The organism is Syntrophomonas curvata (assembly GCF_052976825.1).
In genome coordinates this window covers 660,722-679,877 of record NZ_CM129641.1, presented here as the reverse complement: position 1 = coordinate 679,877, position 19,156 = coordinate 660,722, and the positions used below count along the sequence as shown (strand labels likewise).

At 48.5% G+C, this 19,156-nt stretch carries 14 protein-coding genes; 10 read left to right on the top strand and 4 right to left on the bottom strand.

Annotation, left to right across the window (positions count from 1 at the left end; all coding sequences use genetic code 11):
* Positions 1–88: 88 nt before the first annotated feature.
* Positions 89–1,279 (top strand): hypothetical protein, encoded by a 1,191-nt coding sequence (locus ACU70B_RS02840; protein WP_447184851.1) that lies wholly within the window; start codon positions 89–91, stop codon positions 1,277–1,279.
* A 121-nt stretch (positions 1,280–1,400) separates the two neighbouring features.
* On the opposite strand, the gene ACU70B_RS02835 is transcribed toward ACU70B_RS02840, so the two are convergent.
* Complete coding sequence (locus tag ACU70B_RS02835; protein ID WP_447184850.1) at positions 1,401–2,063, bottom strand: rhomboid family intramembrane serine protease; 663 nt, start codon at positions 2,061–2,063, stop codon at positions 1,401–1,403.
* Positions 2,064–2,193: 130 nt separating this feature from the next.
* Entirely contained in the window at positions 2,194–3,843 is a 1,650-nt protein-coding gene (locus tag ACU70B_RS02830; RefSeq protein WP_447184849.1) for a hypothetical protein, read from the bottom strand.
* Between the two features lie 1,185 nt (positions 3,844–5,028).
* On the opposite strand from ACU70B_RS02830, the gene ACU70B_RS02825 reads away from it, so the two are divergent.
* The 5 genes from ACU70B_RS02825 to ACU70B_RS02805 all read left to right on the top strand — a co-directional run bounded on the left by ACU70B_RS02825 (position 5,029) and on the right by ACU70B_RS02805 (position 11,283).
* Entirely contained in the window at positions 5,029–5,811 is a 783-nt protein-coding gene (locus ACU70B_RS02825) for a short-chain-enoyl-CoA hydratase (protein ID WP_447184848.1), read from the top strand.
* Between the two features lie 38 nt (positions 5,812–5,849).
* A complete protein-coding gene (locus tag ACU70B_RS02820; RefSeq protein ID WP_447184847.1) occupies positions 5,850–6,701 on the top strand; it encodes a 3-hydroxyacyl-CoA dehydrogenase family protein in 852 nt (283 codons plus the stop codon).
* Between the two features lie 50 nt (positions 6,702–6,751).
* The gene (locus ACU70B_RS02815; protein WP_447184846.1) at positions 6,752–7,936 is read left to right on the top strand and encodes an acetyl-CoA C-acetyltransferase; all 1,185 of its coding nucleotides are present in this window, start codon (positions 6,752–6,754) and stop codon (positions 7,934–7,936) included.
* 32 nt (positions 7,937–7,968) lie between these two features.
* Entirely contained in the window at positions 7,969–9,801 is a 1,833-nt protein-coding gene (locus ACU70B_RS02810; protein ID WP_447184845.1) for an acyl-CoA dehydrogenase family protein, read from the top strand.
* Positions 9,802–9,927: 126 nt separating this feature from the next.
* Positions 9,928–11,283, top strand: a complete 1,356-nt coding sequence (locus ACU70B_RS02805) for an acetyl-CoA hydrolase/transferase family protein (RefSeq protein WP_447184844.1) — start codon at positions 9,928–9,930, stop codon at positions 11,281–11,283.
* Between the two features lie 75 nt (positions 11,284–11,358).
* On the opposite strand, the gene ACU70B_RS02800 is transcribed toward ACU70B_RS02805, so the two are convergent.
* The gene (locus tag ACU70B_RS02800; RefSeq protein ID WP_447184843.1) at positions 11,359–13,803 is read right to left on the bottom strand and encodes a sigma 54-interacting transcriptional regulator; all 2,445 of its coding nucleotides are present in this window, start codon (positions 13,801–13,803) and stop codon (positions 11,359–11,361) included.
* Positions 13,804–13,897: 94 nt separating this feature from the next.
* Positions 13,898–15,499 carry an aldehyde dehydrogenase family protein gene (locus ACU70B_RS02795; protein ID WP_447184842.1) on the bottom strand — a complete coding sequence of 534 codons (1,602 nt, stop codon included), beginning with the start codon at positions 15,497–15,499 and terminating at the stop codon, positions 13,898–13,900.
* A gap of 302 nt (positions 15,500–15,801) precedes the next feature.
* Between ACU70B_RS02795 and ACU70B_RS02790 the strand changes: the two genes are divergently transcribed.
* From ACU70B_RS02790 to hydE, 4 genes are all read left to right on the top strand, one after another.
* A complete protein-coding gene (locus tag ACU70B_RS02790; RefSeq protein ID WP_447184841.1) occupies positions 15,802–16,053 on the top strand; it encodes a TM1266 family iron-only hydrogenase system putative regulator in 252 nt (83 codons plus the stop codon).
* A gap of 228 nt (positions 16,054–16,281) precedes the next feature.
* Entirely contained in the window at positions 16,282–17,748 is a 1,467-nt protein-coding gene (gene hydG, locus ACU70B_RS02785; RefSeq protein WP_447184840.1) for a [FeFe] hydrogenase H-cluster radical SAM maturase HydG, read from the top strand.
* A gap of 11 nt (positions 17,749–17,759) precedes the next feature.
* Positions 17,760–18,071: a hypothetical protein gene (locus ACU70B_RS02780; RefSeq protein ID WP_447184839.1), complete on the top strand. Its 312-nt coding sequence runs from the start codon at positions 17,760–17,762 to the stop codon at positions 18,069–18,071.
* On the top strand, positions 18,049–19,149 hold the full coding sequence (gene hydE, locus ACU70B_RS02775; protein WP_447184838.1) for a [FeFe] hydrogenase H-cluster radical SAM maturase HydE: 1,101 nt from the start codon (positions 18,049–18,051) through the stop codon (positions 19,147–19,149). The genes ACU70B_RS02780 and hydE overlap by 23 nt, the downstream gene beginning before the upstream one ends.
* Positions 19,150–19,156 lie beyond the last annotated feature (7 nt).

Here is a 19,156-nt window from a genome sequence, read left to right as displayed (position 1 = left end):
TTTTTATCTTTAAAAGAAGGAAAAAATGTAAATATATAGAAATTATTTATAACGCTGACGATATTTTTTTAAGGAGGATGATTGCCCCGTGTTTTTTACCTTTTTAAATAAGGACGAGCCCCGATACCCTGATATATCACTTATAAGCGGTTATTTTCCCGATGTGGTTCTTACTTATTATTATAACTCTCAACTCAGCATTCCCTTAAGCACCTATTTGGAGATGAAACAAACGGCGGCCGAAAACACTGATGCCGGAGCCCCCATACGGGAATGGGAAATGTTTTTTGCTGAAATCGATCTCGACTCTGATCTGGATAATTTTAGCAGCAATGAATATCTCCATATAATCGGTCCCTATTATTATCCCTTGACCAATACCTGTATATATTTAACTAAAGATAATCCCTCTCCATCCGAGGCTTTTACCGCAGAAGACCTGGCCACCCTGATTAATCTGGAGCACGCTCCGGAAATGGACGCAGAGCTTTTTTCCTATTATAAAAGCAGAAAAGGCAATAAAAAACCAGCTCGCAGCGAAATCGAACTGATCAAAGATATCAATATGTGCCTGGCCGCTTTAAGAGAAATAGAAAAAGTTAATCGCCACGTTAATTTTATGAACAAGCTTTTGGAACGGCGTTACGCCATCGTTGAGCAGGAAAATCTAAAGCCCCGGGAGCCGGACAACCTGCCTCAGAAACCGCAAAAAGAAGAAGAAAAGGAGGTTCATAACACCAACCTGATCCCCTTCGGCCGAATCGTTAACCGCAAAAGAAAAACCGCGGAAAAAGACCGCAGCAATAATTATAACCATGATATGAAAGTATATATCATACGCTATCGGGAATATGAAAAGGCTTGCGACCGGTTTAAAGCTGTGCTGGAAAATTGGTCCGGTTATTATGATACGTTGATGGACAATTGTTTCCGTGATATAGAGATGGCGGAAAATAAAATCAAGAGGTGCCACAAGAGTCTGCAGGCATATAACACTATTTTGGCTAAATCCTTTATTCACTCCATTTATCAGGACAGCCATACTCTCACTCTCTTTCGCCATTATCTGGAGACCGGCAGAGCTCAAAACCTGCAGGAGTGCATGAATCTTTTTGAAGAGGAATGCCACTGGTCGGAAATTAAGGCCAGTCAGGAACGCATTGAGAATACGATTTACTTCCTGCAAGGCGCGAATGAAGATTATCGCCTGGCCAGCGAAAATATCGACCGGATCATAAAACGCGCCCAGGGAAAAACAAATCATATGGCAAAAGCTTAATAAGTAAATAACTGCTCACTGCCACCCCCTATAGCCGCCGTTTAAGGTTTTAATTGCAGTGCGCAGTTGCTTGCGCCCCGTGGGTATATCCTGTTGGTATGCCTTGGGTACGCATGGAGGGTTAGCAAGTATATTCGCTTTTGGGGCGGAGGAAGAAGCGGTGGATAAGCATTCCGGTCAGGAAACCGCCTATATGGGCCCAGAAGGCAATCTGTCCGCAGCCATCTGCCCCAATCAAGCCCGTCGCACCGCACCATAGTTGCGACAGCACCCAGAACCCCAGGTATATCCAAGCGGGAAGATTTAATAGAAATAAAGGCGGTACAAAAGTAAGCACCTTGGCATTCCTGAACATAACAAAGTAGGCTCCCATTACCCCTGCAACAGCCCCCGAAGCACCCACAACCGGGACGGTAGAGGCGGCATTAACCAGAACATGGGTAAACCCTGCGGCAATACCGCAGAGCAGGTAAAAGACCAAAAACCTGCCTCTGCCCATATGATCCTCGACATTATCCCCAAAGAGCCATAGTATCCACATGTTCCCGATAACATGCATCCAATTGCCATGCAGGAACATAGAGGTTATGAAAGGATAATATCCGGCCCAGGGCATTTGATAATCGGAATAGTGTATCGGAATCAGGCCAAAGGTATAAAAGAGGTCTTCTATACCCGGCCCCAACTGTGTCTCATGATAAAAAACATACAGATTGATAACGATCAGGAGAACGGTGATAAGAGGAAAGTGCTTGCTGGGAGTGCTGTCTCTAAGTGGAATCATCTAGCCTGCTCCTTTTATCCTAAAAGAGTGTTGCTTATATTATACAGATTTTAGCCGCCGTACATACAATTTTAATAGAGCCGTCACCGAACGGCCCCGACCCCGGGCCTGTCTTAACCCTTGGACTTAATCAACGCGGGCGGAAGCTTAGTCTGGCTATGCCTTTTAAATTGATGTTTAATGCCAGGTTAACGGCCTTGATGGCAGCTTGCCGCATAGCCGGCAGGTCATCTTCGTTCTGCAGATCAATGGGGGTGTTTTTTAAAGGGTGGAGGTATCTGTTGCGCAGTATGTGAATCACGAGTAAAAGCCCCACCAACAGGTAGATGTCATCGTCATGAGACGGGTTCTGAATTAATTCCAGAAACAGCGACCAGGCGGCCTGGTTAAGGTTGTCAGGTTTTTGCTTTATATAAGGATTGTTGCAAAAGGCATTAAACAGCTTGGGGAAAACGTCGTCCAGATACCTGGCTATGGCCGGATTTTCCGCTTCGGTTACTTCCAGTACCCGGTTAAACAACGGCTGGTATTCCCCGTTTTTAACCTTTGCCCGGATAGCCTTGCGGGTCTTTATACCTTCCTCGCTTAAACGCAGGCTTTTGTTCATCAAGGTCTCCACCGGCCGGGTAAACTGGAGCAGAGAGTATACCCCATCCCCAATCAGTTCCAGCAGTTTTCCGCCATTGTAGAGCTGATAGATAAGTTCCGCATCAACCACCGACTTGTAAAAGACCATATTCTCGGGGTTACGGGCCAGAGCTGAAAATCCCTGAATCTCTGCTTCCAGGCCATTGCTGATATACGCAATCACTTCACTATCCACGTTTGCCAAAACCCGGTCTTTAACCGCATAAAGCTTTTCACCTATATCATGCCAGCGTTTTTCCACCAATATATCCTGCCAGGCCAGAGTAACCAGAATATCACCGGATTTTTCCTCAACTTCCCTTATCCGCTCCATAGCTTCATCCAAACGCCTCAGGAGAAGGTTGTTTTCTCCCCGATAATCATTCATCAGGCGCACCATCATCTCACTGATTTCCTGTAAGGTGTTGCGCAACTTGAGGGTGTTTTTCTGCATTCCACCGACCACATCGGCGGAGAAGTTCTCCAATTCACGGATAATGGAATCCTGAAAGGCCAGCAAACGTCCTTCCAGCGTTTTTTCCATAATAACTGAAAACTGTTCCCCTAATTTATACACGTTAAAGTATTCCGCTATATCCTCTACTTCCTCCTGCTGTAACTCGACCTGTTGCCGCAACAGTTTATAGATATAGTCATAAAAAATAGCTTTTTCCTTCTCCATGCCGTTCTTCAAATCATCTACTTTCCCCTGGAGGAAATCGTTAAGATCGAGGAAACTGTCTTCGCGATTCTTCCTCATATTACCGACTACGCCGTTTAACAGCAGCAGATTTTCCTGTATCTGCTTGGTGAGTTTGGATTTTTCTTCGCTCAGGGAATCAACCAGATTTAACGCCGAAGCACTCTGGCTGATACATTCATCCACCTGAACCAGAAAATCATCTCCGTCCTCCCAGAGCCATTCCAATCCTCTGGTAAAGTCCTTGTGCAGGTTTTCTATAAGAGGACTGGTCACTTCTTCAATCTTTTCCGCAAATATATTGTCACAAAGGGGTTTCATTTCCTCCATCATGGCATCCAGGTCTGCTTGCACCTCCGGTGGAAGCGTATCCTCCACCGGCATATTCTGAACCTGGCTCTGTATCCCCATAATACCCAAACCGGTCAGCAACAGAATTAAAATTACCCACAAAAGGGAAAAGCCCCGGCTGAGGGCAAAAACAGTTGCTATATTGAGCATTAGCAAAATCCACAACGCTGTCCATAATCTGGCATTGTTCCGGATACTATTTTTTAATGACTCTATTGTGACCAAACCTCTCACCTCAGATTTAATTATGAAATTAATATCGGAGAATGATATGAAAAACTTGACGCTTAATATTCGCCCGGGCCGGTGGAAGAAGGGTTAAGATGGCTAAGCTGCGCACTTGTTCGCATTATGGCGCCCATTAAAAAGTTGATTGGGATTCTGTAAATTTATCTCTGATAATAAAAATTTTTACCCATATAAAAAATTATAATGCATAAATGCATTATTTCGGCCGGATAATCAAACTGCAATTATTTCGTTCGCAATCCCCAAAGGTTCGGGGCATCTGGGATCAATGTGTTCGCGCAAGCCTACACCTGTCTGTAAAACCATACAATAAATAATTCTTTACCTGCTAACAACACGGAAAACTTTATCAAATCTATATTTTAAAAATGACAAATAGTCGTTTATTATCCGGGCCGTTTGCTGCCAAAGCTACTTTCCATCTCTGTACTGCCCTATTTCTTGGGGATCTATACCATTCCTCGGTGGCCCGTCAGCCACCCCAATTCATAAACGTTTCTGATGCACATTTGCATTATTTATCAATGCAAATGTGCATTATCGCTTTTTTTGCACCTTCTATCTTCTATGGCATTATATTACAACCCCCATTTTTCGGGCCTTATCTCGGCTCCGGGGTTAATCCCGGAACTGGCATGTTTATTGCTTGTATATATGCCAGGTGATATCCGATTAATTTGTAACCCCCTTAAATGTCATTATATATACTCGCTACTGCTCTATGATGGCCAGCAGGGAACCACCCTTTCCTGTTTTTAAGAAAACTTGCCTCATGGAGTCGGGTTCTTAAACCATCATGGAACAGTAGCACCCCTTTTTTTATTTGCAGCCTGCACCGTTTTATACGTCTGCCGGAATGGGGGTTCACATCAATTCTATCATATATATAGCCAGCCTTGCGATCTTACAGATTAATATATAGATTTAAATGTTAAGCTTCATGGGAGGGGGGAGTGCATACTTTAAGATTTCATTAGTTATTAGTTTATTTTTTTCTGGAGGGGTTTAGTTACTTATTGTGTTTGGAGGGAGGTTAAAATGGCTTACGAAAACCTGATTTTAGAAAAGGAAGGCGGTCTCGCGACTCTCTATGTTAACCGGCCTAAAGCTTTAAACGCTTTAAACAAGGATACTCTGCTGGAAATGAAGGACGCTATTGCCAGCATTAATAATGATCCCGAGATAGACGTATTGATAATTACGGGAGCAGGTGATAAGGCGTTTGTAGCCGGTGCTGATATCGCCTTTATGCAAAATCTCACTGCAGTTGAAGGCAGAGAGTTCGGTGCACTGGGACAAACGGTCTTTCGTATGATAGAGGCTATGGAAAAGCCGGTTATCGCTGCCGTTAACGGTTTCGCTCTGGGGGGCGGCTGTGAACTGGCTATGTGTTGCGACTTCCGTATTGCCTCGTCTAAGGCCAAGTTTGGACAGCCTGAGGTCGGATTGGGCATAACTCCGGGATTTGGGGGGACCCAGCGTTTACCGCGCCTGGTAGGTTCGGGAATGGCTCGACAAATGCTGTATACCGCTGATTTAATCAACGCCTCGGAAGCTCTTCGCATCGGTCTGGTCAATAGCGTAGTGGCTCCTGAGGAGCTTATGGACTTGGTGAAAGCTATTGCCGGCAGAATCATGAGCAAAGGCAAACTGGCGGTTCGCTTCTGCAAAGCTGCTGCCAATGAAGGTTTACAGACAGATATAGACCGGGCCATGACTATTGAGGCGGACCTTTTCGGCCTATGCTTCAGTACCGAGGATCAAAAAGAAGGAATGACAGCTTTTATAGAGAAACGGTCAGCTAATTTTACAGGTAAGTAATGATGGTTATTATTTTCTAAATTAGGGAGGTAGGAAAATTGGCTATAAATAAAATCGGAGTTTTAGGTGCAGGCACTATGGGGGCCGGTATTGCTCAGATTTGCGTTGAAGCGGGATATACGGTTGTATTAGTGGATATTGCTGACGATTTTGTTGCCCGTGGGGTTAATGGTATACTTAAGAACTGGGACAAAGCTGCCGCTAAAGGCAAAAAGACTCCTGAAGATGTCGAAAAATATAAAGGTCTTTTGTCCACCGCTACAGACAACAACGTTTTTAAAGAAGTTGATATTGTTATTGAAGCTATTATCGAGAATATTGATGTGAAGAAAAAGGTGATGAAAGAGCTGGATGGCATCTGCGGCCCTGATACTATCCTGGCGACCAACACTTCGGCTCTGAGTATAACCGAAATTGCCGCCGCCACCGGCCGCCCTGACAAGATTGTCGGCATGCATTTCTTCAATCCGGTTCCGGCTATGAAGCTGGTCGAAGTTATACCTGGTGCAGAAACCTCTCAGGCAGTTATTGATGCGGTTGTCGATTTGAGCAATAAAATCGGCAAAGAGCCTGTACCCATGAAAGAATCCCCGGGCTTTATCGTAAACCGGGTACTGATTCCCTATATAAATGAGGCTGCTATCCTCTACACCGAAGGCATAGCTTCAGCGGAGGAAATTGACAAAGCTATGAAACTTGGAGCCAACATGCCTATGGGGCCCCTGGCACTGGCTGATTTAATCGGTATAGATGTCTGCCTTATGATCATGACCTACTTCTGGAACGAATTCGGCGATTCCAAATACCGTCCTGCCCTGTCCTTCAAACAGAAAGTAAGAGCCGGGCATCTGGGCAGAAAGACCGGTAAAGGATTCTTTGACTACAACTAAAGCGTTATAATTAACTTAATGAATAAAGAGAGAAAGGAATGTGAAAATATATGAGCAGAGAAGTTGTGCTGGTTGGAGCCTGCAGAACCCCGGTAGGTACATTTGGCGGAGCCCTTAAGGATACCCCGGTAGTGAACCTGGGTAAGGTAGTTATGGCCGAAGCCCTGAAGCGGGCTGGGATTAAAGGCGAGCAGGTGGATGAGGTAATATTCGGCTGTGTTCTCCAGGCCGCCCAGGGTCAGAACGTTGCCCGGCAGGCTATGATCCATGCCGGTATTCCTCAGGAAACAACCGCATTCACCATCAACAAAGTTTGCGGTTCCGGCTTAAGAGCCGTCAGCCTGGCGGCCCAGGTGATAAAAGCCGGCGATGCCGATATCGTCCTGGCGGGCGGCATGGAAAACATGAGCGCCGCTCCTTTTGCCCTGGACAAAGCCCGCTACGGCTATCGCATGAACAACGGCACCCTGGTCGACGTTATGATCAAAGACGGGCTGTGGGAAGCCTTCAATGGCTATCACATGGGAATTACCGCTGAAAACGTCAATGACCTTTACGGCATTACCCGGGAAGAACAGGATCAATTCGGTTTCCAGAGCCAGGAAAGAGCTGCCGCCGCCATTGCTTCCGGCAGATTCAAAGATGAAATAGTACCGGTAGTCATTCCCGGCAAAAAAGGCGACCTGGTATTCGACACGGATGAACATCCGCGCCAGTCTACCCTGGACAAAATGGGCGGACTGAAGCCGGCCTTCAAAAAAGACGGCAGTGTAACCGCGGGCAATGCCTCCGGTATCAACGACAGTGCCGCCGCCGTAATCGTTATGTCCAAAGAAAAAGCTGATGAACTGGGTATCAAGCCCATGGCCAGAGTAATAAGCTACGCTTCCGGCGGAGTTGACCCCAAAATCATGGGAGTAGGGCCGGTACCGGCTACCCGCAAAGCTTTGGAGAAAGCCGGACTGACCGTGGACGACCTGGACCTGATTGAAGCCAACGAAGCCTTTGCGGCGCAATCCATAGCCGTAGCCCGGGAATTGGGCTGGGCGAACAAAATGGATAAAGTCAACGTCAACGGCGGCGCTATCGCCATAGGCCATCCGATCGGGGCTTCCGGCGCCAGAATACTGGTCACTCTCCTGTATGAAATGCAGAAGCGCGAATCCAGGTACGGCCTGGCTACCCTGTGCATAGGCGGCGGTATGGGAACTGCCTTGATTGTAGAGAGATTATAAATTTAAGATTAAGTATTTGAGGAGGGTTTGTTTTGCCACACAACAATTATCTCTATCAGACGCGGGACATCAAATTCGCGATTAAAGAATGGCTTGATATGGAAAAGCTCCTGTCCTGCGACGCCTATAAAGACTATTACGGGCTCGACGATTTTGACGGCTTCATTGATGTCAGCTTCAAAATCTGCCGCGATGTACTCTGCCCGGCCAACAAAGATGCCGATGAAATCGGCATGAAGTTTGTCGGCGGTGACGAACATGCCGTCGTTAGCCCCGACTCCTTCAAGGCTGTATATAACACGGTTTGCGAAGCCGGTCTCGGACCTCAGTTTGCCAACCGTTCGGAAGAAGGCCGTATGCCGCTGTCCTGGTACGCTCCCATTCTCGAAATGCAGTCCGGTGCTTCCCCCGCGATAGTAATGTTTTGGTGCCTGACCGCGGGCGCTACCACCGTTATCCAGAATAATGCCTCGGAAGAACTGAAAGAGCGCTTCCTGCCCAAGATGTTCTCGGGCGAATGGGGCGGCACCATGGGCCTGACGGAGCCGGGAGCAGGTTCCGATGTCGGCGCGTGCTCCACCAAATGCTACCCCACCGACACCCCGGGATTATACAAGATCAAAGGCCAGAAATGCTTCATCACATCCGGCGACCACGACCTGGCGGAGAATATTATCCATCTGGTACTGGCCAAGACCCCGGATGGAAAACCGGGAACCGCCGGCATTAACTGTTTGATTGTGCCAAAATTCTGGGTCAACGAAGACGGCTCCGTAGGAGCGTGGAACGACGTGACCTCCACCGGCATCGAGCACAAGATGGGCATCCACGGCTCTTCCACCTTGTCCCTGTCCTTCGGCGAAAATGACAATTGCTACGGCTGGATGATCGGCGACGGACCGGTAGAAGGCCGCGGTAAAGGTATGGCGCAGATGTTCCAGATGATGAACGAAGAACGTCTGAACACCGGAACATTCGCCCTGGGCTGCATCGGTTCGGCTTACTACGCGGCTCTGGATTATTGCAAAATTCGGGTGCAGAGTCCCAAGTTCACTGATCCGAAAGGGCCCAGTGTCAGAATTATCGAGCACGAAGACGTCCGCCGCATGCTGATGTTCCAGAAGGCCATAACGGAAGCCTGCCGGGCCTTACTCTATCAAACCTACTTCTGGCAGGACCTGTCCCATGATGCTGCCGATCCGGCCGAGAGGAAGCATTATGATGACTTGACCGCGATCAACATCCCGCTATGCAAGGCCTATGTGTCGGATATGGCGTGGGTCAGCATTGAGCAAGCCATCCAGTGCCACGGCGGCTATGGCTTCATTGAAGAATATGCCCCGGCTTCCCTGGCCCGGGACTGCAAGATTTATTCCCTGTGGGAAGGCACCAACTTTATGCATGCTCAGGATTTTACCGGCCGCAAGTCCACCATGCGGGACGGCGAGCCGATGAAGCAATGGCTGGCTATAATTGCCGATTTCATCGCGGAAAAGAAATCTCCGGAATTTGCCGCTGAGTTTGCCATGATGGAAGATTCTTTCGCCGCTTACCGGGAAATCGTCGCCACGGTTGAAGACTGGAGAGTCAATAAGCCGCAAAACAGGCAGCTCTTCGGCACCCGGGTCCTGCATGCCGCTTCCATGATCATCTGCGGCAAACTGATGCTGGATCAAGCCCTGCTGGCAGCCAAGAAGCTCGCTGAACTGGGTGAAGACCACTTTGATGCGAACTTCTACAAAGGCAAAATCGCCACTGCCAAGTTCTATGTATTAAACGTTGTTCCCGGTGTCTTTGGAACCTTGAAGGCCATGAAAGCTGCCGACACCAGCGCCATTGACTGCCCCGAAGACGCTCTTATGTAATTACGATATAGTCTGGTACAAGTATTAAGATTCAATGCAGCAAAGTACGTAGCTATAGTGCGGAGTTCATAGAGGCTCCGCACTATATATAACAATGTCATTTTCACTTAAAGGGAGGAATTATGTTTGGCTTGGCTAGATGAATATAAAAAGAAATTAGTAACTGCGGATGAGGCCGTTAAGGTAATCAAATCCGGTGATTGGGTTGAACACGCCTTTGGCGTCGCAGGTGCCAACGAGCTCGATGCTGCTCTGGCTAGAAGAAAAGATGAATTATGGGACGTAAAAATTCGCTGCGACATAGGCGCCTGGCCTCATTACACCAATGAAGCCGACCCTACCGGAGAACACTTTTACTGGAACTCCTGGCATTGCGGAGGACTGGATCGCAAATATTACAATCAGGGCATACTGTCTTATATTCCGATGAAGTTCCACGAATGCCCCATGATGACCAGGAAAGACTGTGACCCCACCAATGTTTTTATGGCAACCGTTTCCCCCATGGACAAGCATGGCTACTTCAGCTTCGGAGCCGGATGTCCTTCGGCCTGGGCCGCTATTGAAAAGGCCCAGTATGTGCTTCTGGAAATCAACGCCAACATGCCCCGGGTACTGGGCGGCAACCAGGAGTCCATTCACATCAGTCAGGCCGACTATGTGGTGGAAAGCAGCAATATGCCCTTACCCACGATACCGGACGTAGCCCCCAATGAGACTGAGCAGAAGATTGCGGAGCATATTATCGACCGTCTCTATAACGGTTGCTGCATACAGCTTGGTATCGGCGGTATACCTAATGCTATGGGAGCTATGATCGCTGAATCGGATTTAAAGGATCTGGGCGTACACACTGAAATGTATGTCGATGCCTATGTAAAGATGAGCAAAGCGGGTAAAATAACCGGCGCCTGCAAAAATATTGATAAATACAAGCAGACATTTTCTTTTGCCTTGGGGAGCCGGGAACTCTATGATTTCATCGATGACAATCCCGGTATTGTGGCTTATTCGGTTGATTATACCAACAGCCCGGTGGTTGTGGCCGGCATAGATGATTTCGTATCCATTAATGCCTGCATTGAAGCAGACCTTTTTGGTCAGGTCTGTTCCGAAAGTGTCGGTCCCCGGCATATAAGCGGAACCGGCGGTCAGCTCGACTTTGTGGAAGGGGCCTACAAATCAAAGAACGGGCAGAGCTTCATCTGTATGACCTCAACTTTTAACGGCAAGGATGGACTGGTATCCCGTATCAAACCTATCCTTACCCCCGGCGCCATAGTCACCTCACCTCGAACTGCGACCCATATGATTGCAACCGAGTACGGCATTGCCAGCATGAAGGGCAAGAGTACCTGGGAAAGGGCTGAAGCTCTGATTAGTATTGCCCATCCCAAGTTTAGGGATGAGCTGGTAAAAGAAGCAGAAAAGATGAGTATCTGGAGAAGATCCAACAAGATTGCTATGGAGTCATCATCCTAGATTGCAATGTTCCCTTTTAATACACCTTTACCAGAAGAGCCGGGCGCAGGTACCCCTGCCTGCACCCGGCTCTTTCTAATGTTTTATCCCATATTTCTGGGCCTTGCGAACTATAGTGGATTGGTTAACCTGCAGCACTCGGGCTACCTGATAGCTGGTGCGGTAGCGGGTAAACGCTGTTTCCAATAACTCGCGCTCGGTATTTTCCACCGCCTGCTTAAGCGGCAGCAGCCTTTCCCCAACCCGCGCTGCCGCTGTACTGGTTTTAATATTGGCCGGGAGATCCTTGATACTGATGATATTGTTGATGCTGGTAACCACCAGCCTCTCCATGAGGTTCTCCAGTTCTCTCACATTGCCCGGCCAGCCGTATTCCACCAGGCAGTTATAGACGCTATTGTCCAGACGTTTTTTCATCTGATACTTCTGATTAAAAACGTTAAGAAAATAATTCATGAGTACCGGGATATCCTCCTGGCGTTCCCGCAACGGCGGCACATTGATGGGGATAACGTTAAGACGGTAAAAAAGGTCCAGGCGAAACTGTCCCTTTTCTATCATCTCCAGCAGATCACGGTTGGTTCCGGCTATAATTCTGCTGTCAACCTTAATAGGGTGAACACCGCCTACGCGGCTGATCTCTCTATCCTGCAGGGCACGCAGCAGCTTAACCTGCAGGTTTAAAGGCAGTTCACCTATCTCATCCAGAAAGAGGACCCCTCCCCGAGCCAGTTCAAATAATCCTACTTTGCCGGTCTTGCTGGCTCCGGTAAAGGCACCGGCTTCGTAACCGAACAATTCTGATTCCAGAAGGTTTTCCGGTATGGCACCGCAGTTTACCCGAATAAACGGTCCCTCTTTACGGTTGCTGTTCGAATGGATTATCTCCGCAATCAGATCCTTGCCGACACCTGATTCACCCTGGATGAGCACGGTTGAATCCACTGCCGCCACCCGTATCACCATGTTGACCAATTCTTTCATCTTGACTGAAGTCATTACCAGATTACGGGAATTTTCCAGTTTCATCTGCTGCAGTTCGGTTTTATACAGTTCCTGCAGCCCTGCTACCCGTTCCAGGGTTCTCTGCAGTTCATTGAGTTCCGTGATATCCCTGACATTGGTAACCACCATAATTACATCGCCTTCATCATCATAGATGGGATTGCTGGTGACCAACGCTTCCTTGCCGGTACTGGCCGTGAGGGTAAGGGTTGCCTGCTCGCCCTTCTCCAGAGCCGCCAAGGTGCCCGAACGGGAAAATACCCCTTCCCTGACCAGATCTGCCATATTGCGCCCCACACATTGTTCATGAGTTATGCCCATTATTCGTTCAAAGCCTTTGTTGAGCCTTAAGGTATTGGCCTGACCATCGGTAACATAGAGGCCGTCAAACATCGATTCTATGACAGCTTCCATCTCTCTTTCCCGCAAACCCTCGACATGCTCCAATTTCCGCTGGAGCTCATTAAGCTCCGTTATATCACGCACATTGGTAACTACCAGGATTATGTTGCCCTCTTCATCATAAATGGGATTACTGGTGACCAGAGCCTCTTTACCCGTACTGGCGGTGAGGGTAAGGCTGGCCCGGGCGCCGGTCTCCAGGGCCGCCAGGGTCCCCGAACGGGAAAATACCCCTTCCCTGACCAGGTCTGCCATATTGCGCCCCACACATTGTTCATGAGTTATGCCCATTACTCGTTCAAAGCCTTTGTTGAGCCTTAAGGTGTTGGCCTGACCATCGGTAACATAGAGGCCGTCAAAAGATGATTCAATAATAGCTTCCAGCTCACTGTTGAGCCTTTTGGTATATTCCGATTCCCGCACCAACAGCTCTACTTCCGAAATATCACGCAGCACCAGTACCCGGCCTATGCGTTCATGATCCTTTAATACGTCTTTGCGAAACGGGATATAGCTGCGCCCATTGAGAGTTATCTTATTATCGGGAAAAGTGATTTCTTCATATAGCAAACTGATAATTTTCGGGTTATCTATAACCTCATGGACGATGGCATACATGACCGCTTTGTCTTCCAATCCTATCGCCCGGGACATCCATTTGTTAAAGATTTTAACCCTGCCGTCGTTATCAATAGCTATAATCGGTGTATATACCGCATCAATAGTGGCTTTCAGCCCGGCTTTCTCCTCTTCTTCCTGCCAGGCAAAAGCCCTGAGGAGATCGGAATTATCTATTATTCCAACTGCAATACCATCTTTTTTTACTACAGCGAATTCCAGCGGTTTAATGCTGTCAATCAGGATCCCTTCTTCATAATGCAGGTTGGTGTACTCATCCTGCATTATCTGCTCTATCTCAGTATCCCCTGATATGCCGGCAAGAAGTGCATCAAGCAGCAGATCTTTGCTGACGATACCCATGCACTCATTGGCCAGGTTCAAAACCGGAGCTGCGTTAACGCCCCTTTTCATAAGCATTTCAGAAGCATCCCTGACGGTTTGTCCAACATATAAAAAGACTCCATCCGGATTTATCACTTCAAAGGCTTTCACTGGTTCCCTCCCCCCTTTTTTTATTCAATTTTAACATATCTTTGTTTTTCTCGCTGTGCTGACATTGTTCTTGTCCTCTGTTATTTATTGTAATTTATATGCTTAGAAACTTGGATTTTCTGCTTTTAAGAACATCGAAAAACAGGTCCCTGCCCTGATCGTTGGCTACGGCCAGGGAACGGATGGAAAAGGAACGCAGGGCATCGGAAACGGAAAGGGTGCCTTCGGCTGAATCCTTGCGCCCGGTAAACGGAAGCTCGTCCGGCCCCCGGCGGCATTGGGCATTGAGATTAATGCGGGACACCTGGTTAGCCAGCCCGTCGATTAGAGGAGCCGCATTATGGGGGGAACCGGTAAAAATGCTGGCCTGCTGGCCGTAGTCGCTGGCAGACAGGTAGTCCATCAGTTCCTCCAGCCGGTTAAACGGTGTCACTGGTATCAGGGGGCCGAACTGCTCTACCTGGTACAATTCCATGTCCGGATCAACCGGAAAGACTATGGCCGGATAAAACAGATTGCCGTATACCTGCCCTCCTCCCGGGTTGACCACCCGCGCCCCCTTTTGGCAAGCATCTTCCACCAGCCGAGTGAGCCACTCGCATTTTCCTGCTTCCGGCAAAGGGGTTATCATAACGCCGTCTTCCCATGGCATGCCACAGACCAGCTCCTCAACGGCCTGGTTCATAGCAGCAAGGAATTTATCTGCCATACTGCTGTGCACCCAAATATGCTTTAACGAGGTACATCTTTGTCCGTTAAACTCCAGAGCGCCGTTTATACATTCCTTGACGGCGAGTTCAATATCCGCGTCCGGGAACACAAAAGCCGGATTTTTAGCCTCCAGACCCAAAATAGTACGCAGCCGGTTGTTGGCAGGATGCTGGCTTATAAGCAGATTGGCCACCCGGGTCGATCCGATAAAGCCCAATACCGAAATCTTGCCGCTCTCAATGATGGGAGTAATGATGGTCTGTCCGTCGCCATTGATGATGTTTATTACCCCAGCCGGGAAACTACGGGCAAATGCCTCAAACAAAGGGGTGGTACATAAGGAGCCGTATTTGGGCAATTTCACCACCACGGTGTTGCCCATAAGCAAAGCGGGAATAAGCATGGCAAAGGTCTCGTTTAAAGGATAATTAAACGGTCCCATGCACAGGCACATCCCCAGTGCACACCTGCGTAACTGATAGATAAAATCACCCGCCCGCTTTAGCAGCCGGGCTTCTTTCTCCATTATTTTAAGCGCAGCCAAAGTATCTTCGATATATTTAAGCGTACGCCTGAACTCATCCAGGCAGGATTGGTAGGGACGGCCGATTTCCCACATCTCCAGCAGGGCAAAGTTTTTTTCCAGCGGCCGCATGCGCCACAGGAACTCTTCCATACAATTGATGCGTTCTTCGGTTGTCATCCGGGGCCAGACTCCCATGCCTGAAGACCAGGCTTTCTCAGCCGCATCAAGGGCGGCAAAAGCTTCTTCCCGGCTCAGGTCGGCATACTCGCCCAGAACATATGGAGCGGGAGCCCCTTGTTGCATCAGCATCAGCGGAGATTTTACTTCCATCCCTTGAGCAGCGGTCAATACCTCCCCATTCAGCAAGTAGTTTAAGCCTCCGGCAAATTTGTCTGCACGGAATTCCCGCGGTATATTATGCAAAGAGGGGAAAATTTTAAGTAAATCTATTTTGGGCACCCTTAAACTCCTTTCCAGCCAGTATTGCTTTTTAAACCCCACTTAAATATAATTCCCCATTTTACCCGGAATATATTTGCCGTCTGTGATTCATAGGCCGGTAAAAGCCGCATAGCCAAAACCTCCTGCTGCCGTTAAAAAATACTTGCTTACTGCAGATTTAAGGGTTATACTGGAAAAAATACAGAAACTACCCTGCTAAAAAGGTTGACGCTGATTTAAAGGGGCAGACAGACTCGCATCTAAAACCGCTTGCCCCTTCAGGGTTGGTGGTTTTATTTTTTATATCCGGAGGTTAAAACGTGAGTGATAAACGAATAGGCGTTATTGGCATAGTAGTCGAGGACCGCGAGATGGCGCCGCGTGTCAATCAAATACTCAGTGAACATGCCGCAATGATTATCGGCAGGATGGGGCTTCCCTACCGGGAAAAGGATATTTCTGTTATTTCTTTGATTGTTGACGGAAGCACGGATGAACTGGGCGCCCTTACGGGCAAGCTGGGCAATCTGCCCCAGGTAACAGTCAAGAGTGCCCTGACCCAATATTCTTAATCGATAAGTAACCGCATATTGCCGCAGGATCTTTTTTTGAAAATGAAAGTTAAAAACAGTCCCTGATAATGAGGTTAACACTGACTTAAAGGGGTGAGGACATACCGGTTAAGCATAGCTTACCCTGTAACGCTTACTCCTTATCAGGGTAGGCGTTTTTGGTTTTAAGGCTGAGTGTTATACCAGCCCGGGATGAACTTAAACTTCAATAAAGGGGAGGAATGTGTAATGGATGGTGTTTCAGTCAAGGAATGGGTTAATAATGTGATTAAGCCCGAAGAAAATGAGAAGTACTTAAATAAGGGCAGGGATTTTATCGATGAAAACTTTATCAATGAGACCTTGCTTAAAAAGCAGCAGCCGGATAAATCTGAGATCAGGGAGATTATATCCAAATCCCTGGAACTGCAGCGTCTGGAGCCGGAAGAGACCGCGGCGCTGCTTAACTGTACGGACGAAGAACTGTGGGAGGAAATGTACAGCGCCGGTTTGGAGATTAAAATCAAGGTATACGGTCGGCGGATAGTGACCTTTGCCCCTCTTTACGTCAGCAACTACTGTGTCAATAACTGTATCTACTGCGGTTTCCGCCATAAAAATCAGGATATCCACCGCCATAGTTTGAGTAATGCGGAACTGCGGGATGAGGTTAAGGCCCTGGTGAGCAAGGGGCATAAACGCCTGATTATGGTTTATGGGGAACACCCCCGCTCGGATGTCCATTATATCGCCGACACCCTGCGTACCGCCTATGATACCAAGGTCAGCAACGGCGAAATCAGGCGGGTCAATGTCAATGCGGCACCCCTTTGCCGGGACGATTTCAAGCTGCTTAAGGAAGTAGGGATCGGGACCTTCCAGGTATTCCAGGAAACATATCATCATCAGACCTATAAAAATCTGCACTCTCAGGGGCCGCTCAAACGCGACTACCTCTGGCGCCTCTATTCTTTGCACCGGGCCATAGAAGCAGGGGTGGATGATGTCGGCATCGGAGCTCTGTTCGGCCTGTATAACTGGAAGTTTGAAATAATGGGACTGCTGCTCCATACTATCGACCTGGAGGAGAAATTTGGCGGAGTAGGCCCCCATACCATATCCTTTCCCCGCTTGCAGCCGGCCGTAAACACCCCCTGGGTAAACAACAGTCCTCATCTGGTAAATGACGACACCTTCAAAAAATTGGTCACGGTCATCCGTCTGTCAGTGCCTTATACCGGTATGATAATCACCGCCCGGGAAAGAGCTGAAATCAGAGATGATGTCCTGAAGGTAGGCTGCACCCAGTTGGATGCCGACTCTAATATCGGGGTCGGCAGTTATAGCAAAGAGGCGTTGGATTACAGTACTCAGCAGTTCATCCTGGGCGACAACCGCAGCCTGGACCAGACTATCCAAGACCTGGCCCGGATGGGCTTTATCACTTCTTTCTGTACCGCCGATTACCGTTGCGGGCGTACCGGAGGATGCTTCATGGGCATAGCTAAAAAAGGCAAAATTCACAACCTGTGCATGCCCAATGCCATTCTGACCTTCAAAGAGTATCTGCTGGATTATGCCAGCCCTGAAACCCAAAAAATAGGCCAGCCCTTGATTAACATGGAACTGGAACAGCTGCCCAATGAAAGTGTTAAGCAGACGGTACGGGATATGTTGGCCCGTATCGAAGCTGGAGAAAGGGATTTGTTCCTGTAGGGGGGATATAGATGGATAGTCTGAGTTCCTTGATTAACAAGCATTACCGGTACAGCAACGATATTATCCTTTCCTGCCACCAGGCATTGCATGAATTGTATCCGGAATTGAATGTGCGTTGGGCCCGAATCTACGGCCGCCGGTGGGCGTTTATTCACGGCCGGGCAGCCGATGCTATAAGCTTTTCCACCCTTAAAGTCCAGCTAAGCACGAACTACGGGCTCTGCATAGATAACGCCAACACAATAACCCCGCCCGAACTTGATGCCATACGGACAACGCTAAGGGAGTACTTTCGCCATGACGCATACTTCGAAAATTAAAATAGCCGATATTTTCCATAATACTGATCCCAGCCTTGACCGGCAACTGCTGGAGAAGGCTGACCATTGCCGCCGCCAGCACCTGGGCAGCGCCGTTTATCCCCGGGGATTAATTGAGTACTCCAACTGCTGCCGCCGCAATTGTTTTTACTGCGGTTTGCGTCGGGGCAATAGCCTTATACGCCGCTATCATTTGCAGCGGGAGCAGATAATTGAGCTGGCCTTGCAGGCCTATGATGCCGGTTATCAGTCCATCTGCCTTCAGTCAGGCGAACTCTCCTCCAGCAAAGAGGTAGACTTTATCGCTGATGTTATCAGGACTATAAAAGGATACCGCAGCAAGAACAGCGGGCAGGGCCTGGGCATAACCCTGAGCCTGGGGGAGCTTACCTATAAGCAATACCGCCAATTATGGGAAGCCGGGGCACACCGCTACCTGTTGCGCATAGAGACTTCAAACCCGCTTCTCTTTCAGAAAATACACCCGCCGGAGCAGAGCTATAACCGACGCCTGGAGTGCCTGGATGCTTTAAGGGAGATCGGCTATCAGGTGGGCACCGGTGTTATGATAGGGCTTCCCGGCCAGAGCTATGAGGACCTGGCTACGGATCTCGAGTTTTTCCAGGCCAAAGACATCGATATGCTGGGAATGGGCCCTTATATCCCTCATCCGGATACGCCATTGGCCCGGCAGAAGACGGAATTTATCCCGGATGCTTTTACCACTACCATCCGCATGCTGGCTTTGGCCCGAATCTTGATGCCGGACATAAATATGGTAGCTTCCACTGCTCTTCAGAGCATCCACCCGGACGGGCTCAAGCTGGGGCTGAAAGCCGGGGCCAATATCGTCATGCCGGTGCTTACCCCGGAGGACAACCGCAAGGACTATATGCTCTATGCCAATAAAAAATTCAGTAATTTTGAGCGTTTAAAACATGATATCCACGAGGCCGGCTATGAACTAACCCTTTGGCAATGGGGCGACTCGCCGCATTACTTTAAGCGGCAGGGATTATTAACCACAGACTACGCCCCCACCGGGGACAGCACATGTTCCCTCCGGTCACGGATTTAGAACACGG

What these genes read in the sequence shown, in the direction of transcription:
- hydE (WP_447184838.1), top strand. Translation starts at nt 18,049, where the DNA reads ATGACGCATACTTCGAAAATTAAAATAGCCGATATTTTCCATAATACT.
- ACU70B_RS02780 (WP_447184839.1), top strand. Translation starts at nt 17,760, where the DNA reads ATGGATAGTCTGAGTTCCTTGATTAACAAGCATTACCGGTACAGCAAC.
- hydG (WP_447184840.1), top strand. Translation starts at nt 16,282, where the DNA reads ATGGATGGTGTTTCAGTCAAGGAATGGGTTAATAATGTGATTAAGCCC.
- ACU70B_RS02825 (WP_447184848.1), top strand. Translation starts at nt 5,029, where the DNA reads ATGGCTTACGAAAACCTGATTTTAGAAAAGGAAGGCGGTCTCGCGACT.
- ACU70B_RS02835 (WP_447184850.1), bottom strand. Translation starts at nt 2,063, where the DNA reads ATGATTCCACTTAGAGACAGCACTCCCAGCAAGCACTTTCCTCTTATC.
- ACU70B_RS02815 (WP_447184846.1), top strand. Translation starts at nt 6,752, where the DNA reads ATGAGCAGAGAAGTTGTGCTGGTTGGAGCCTGCAGAACCCCGGTAGGT.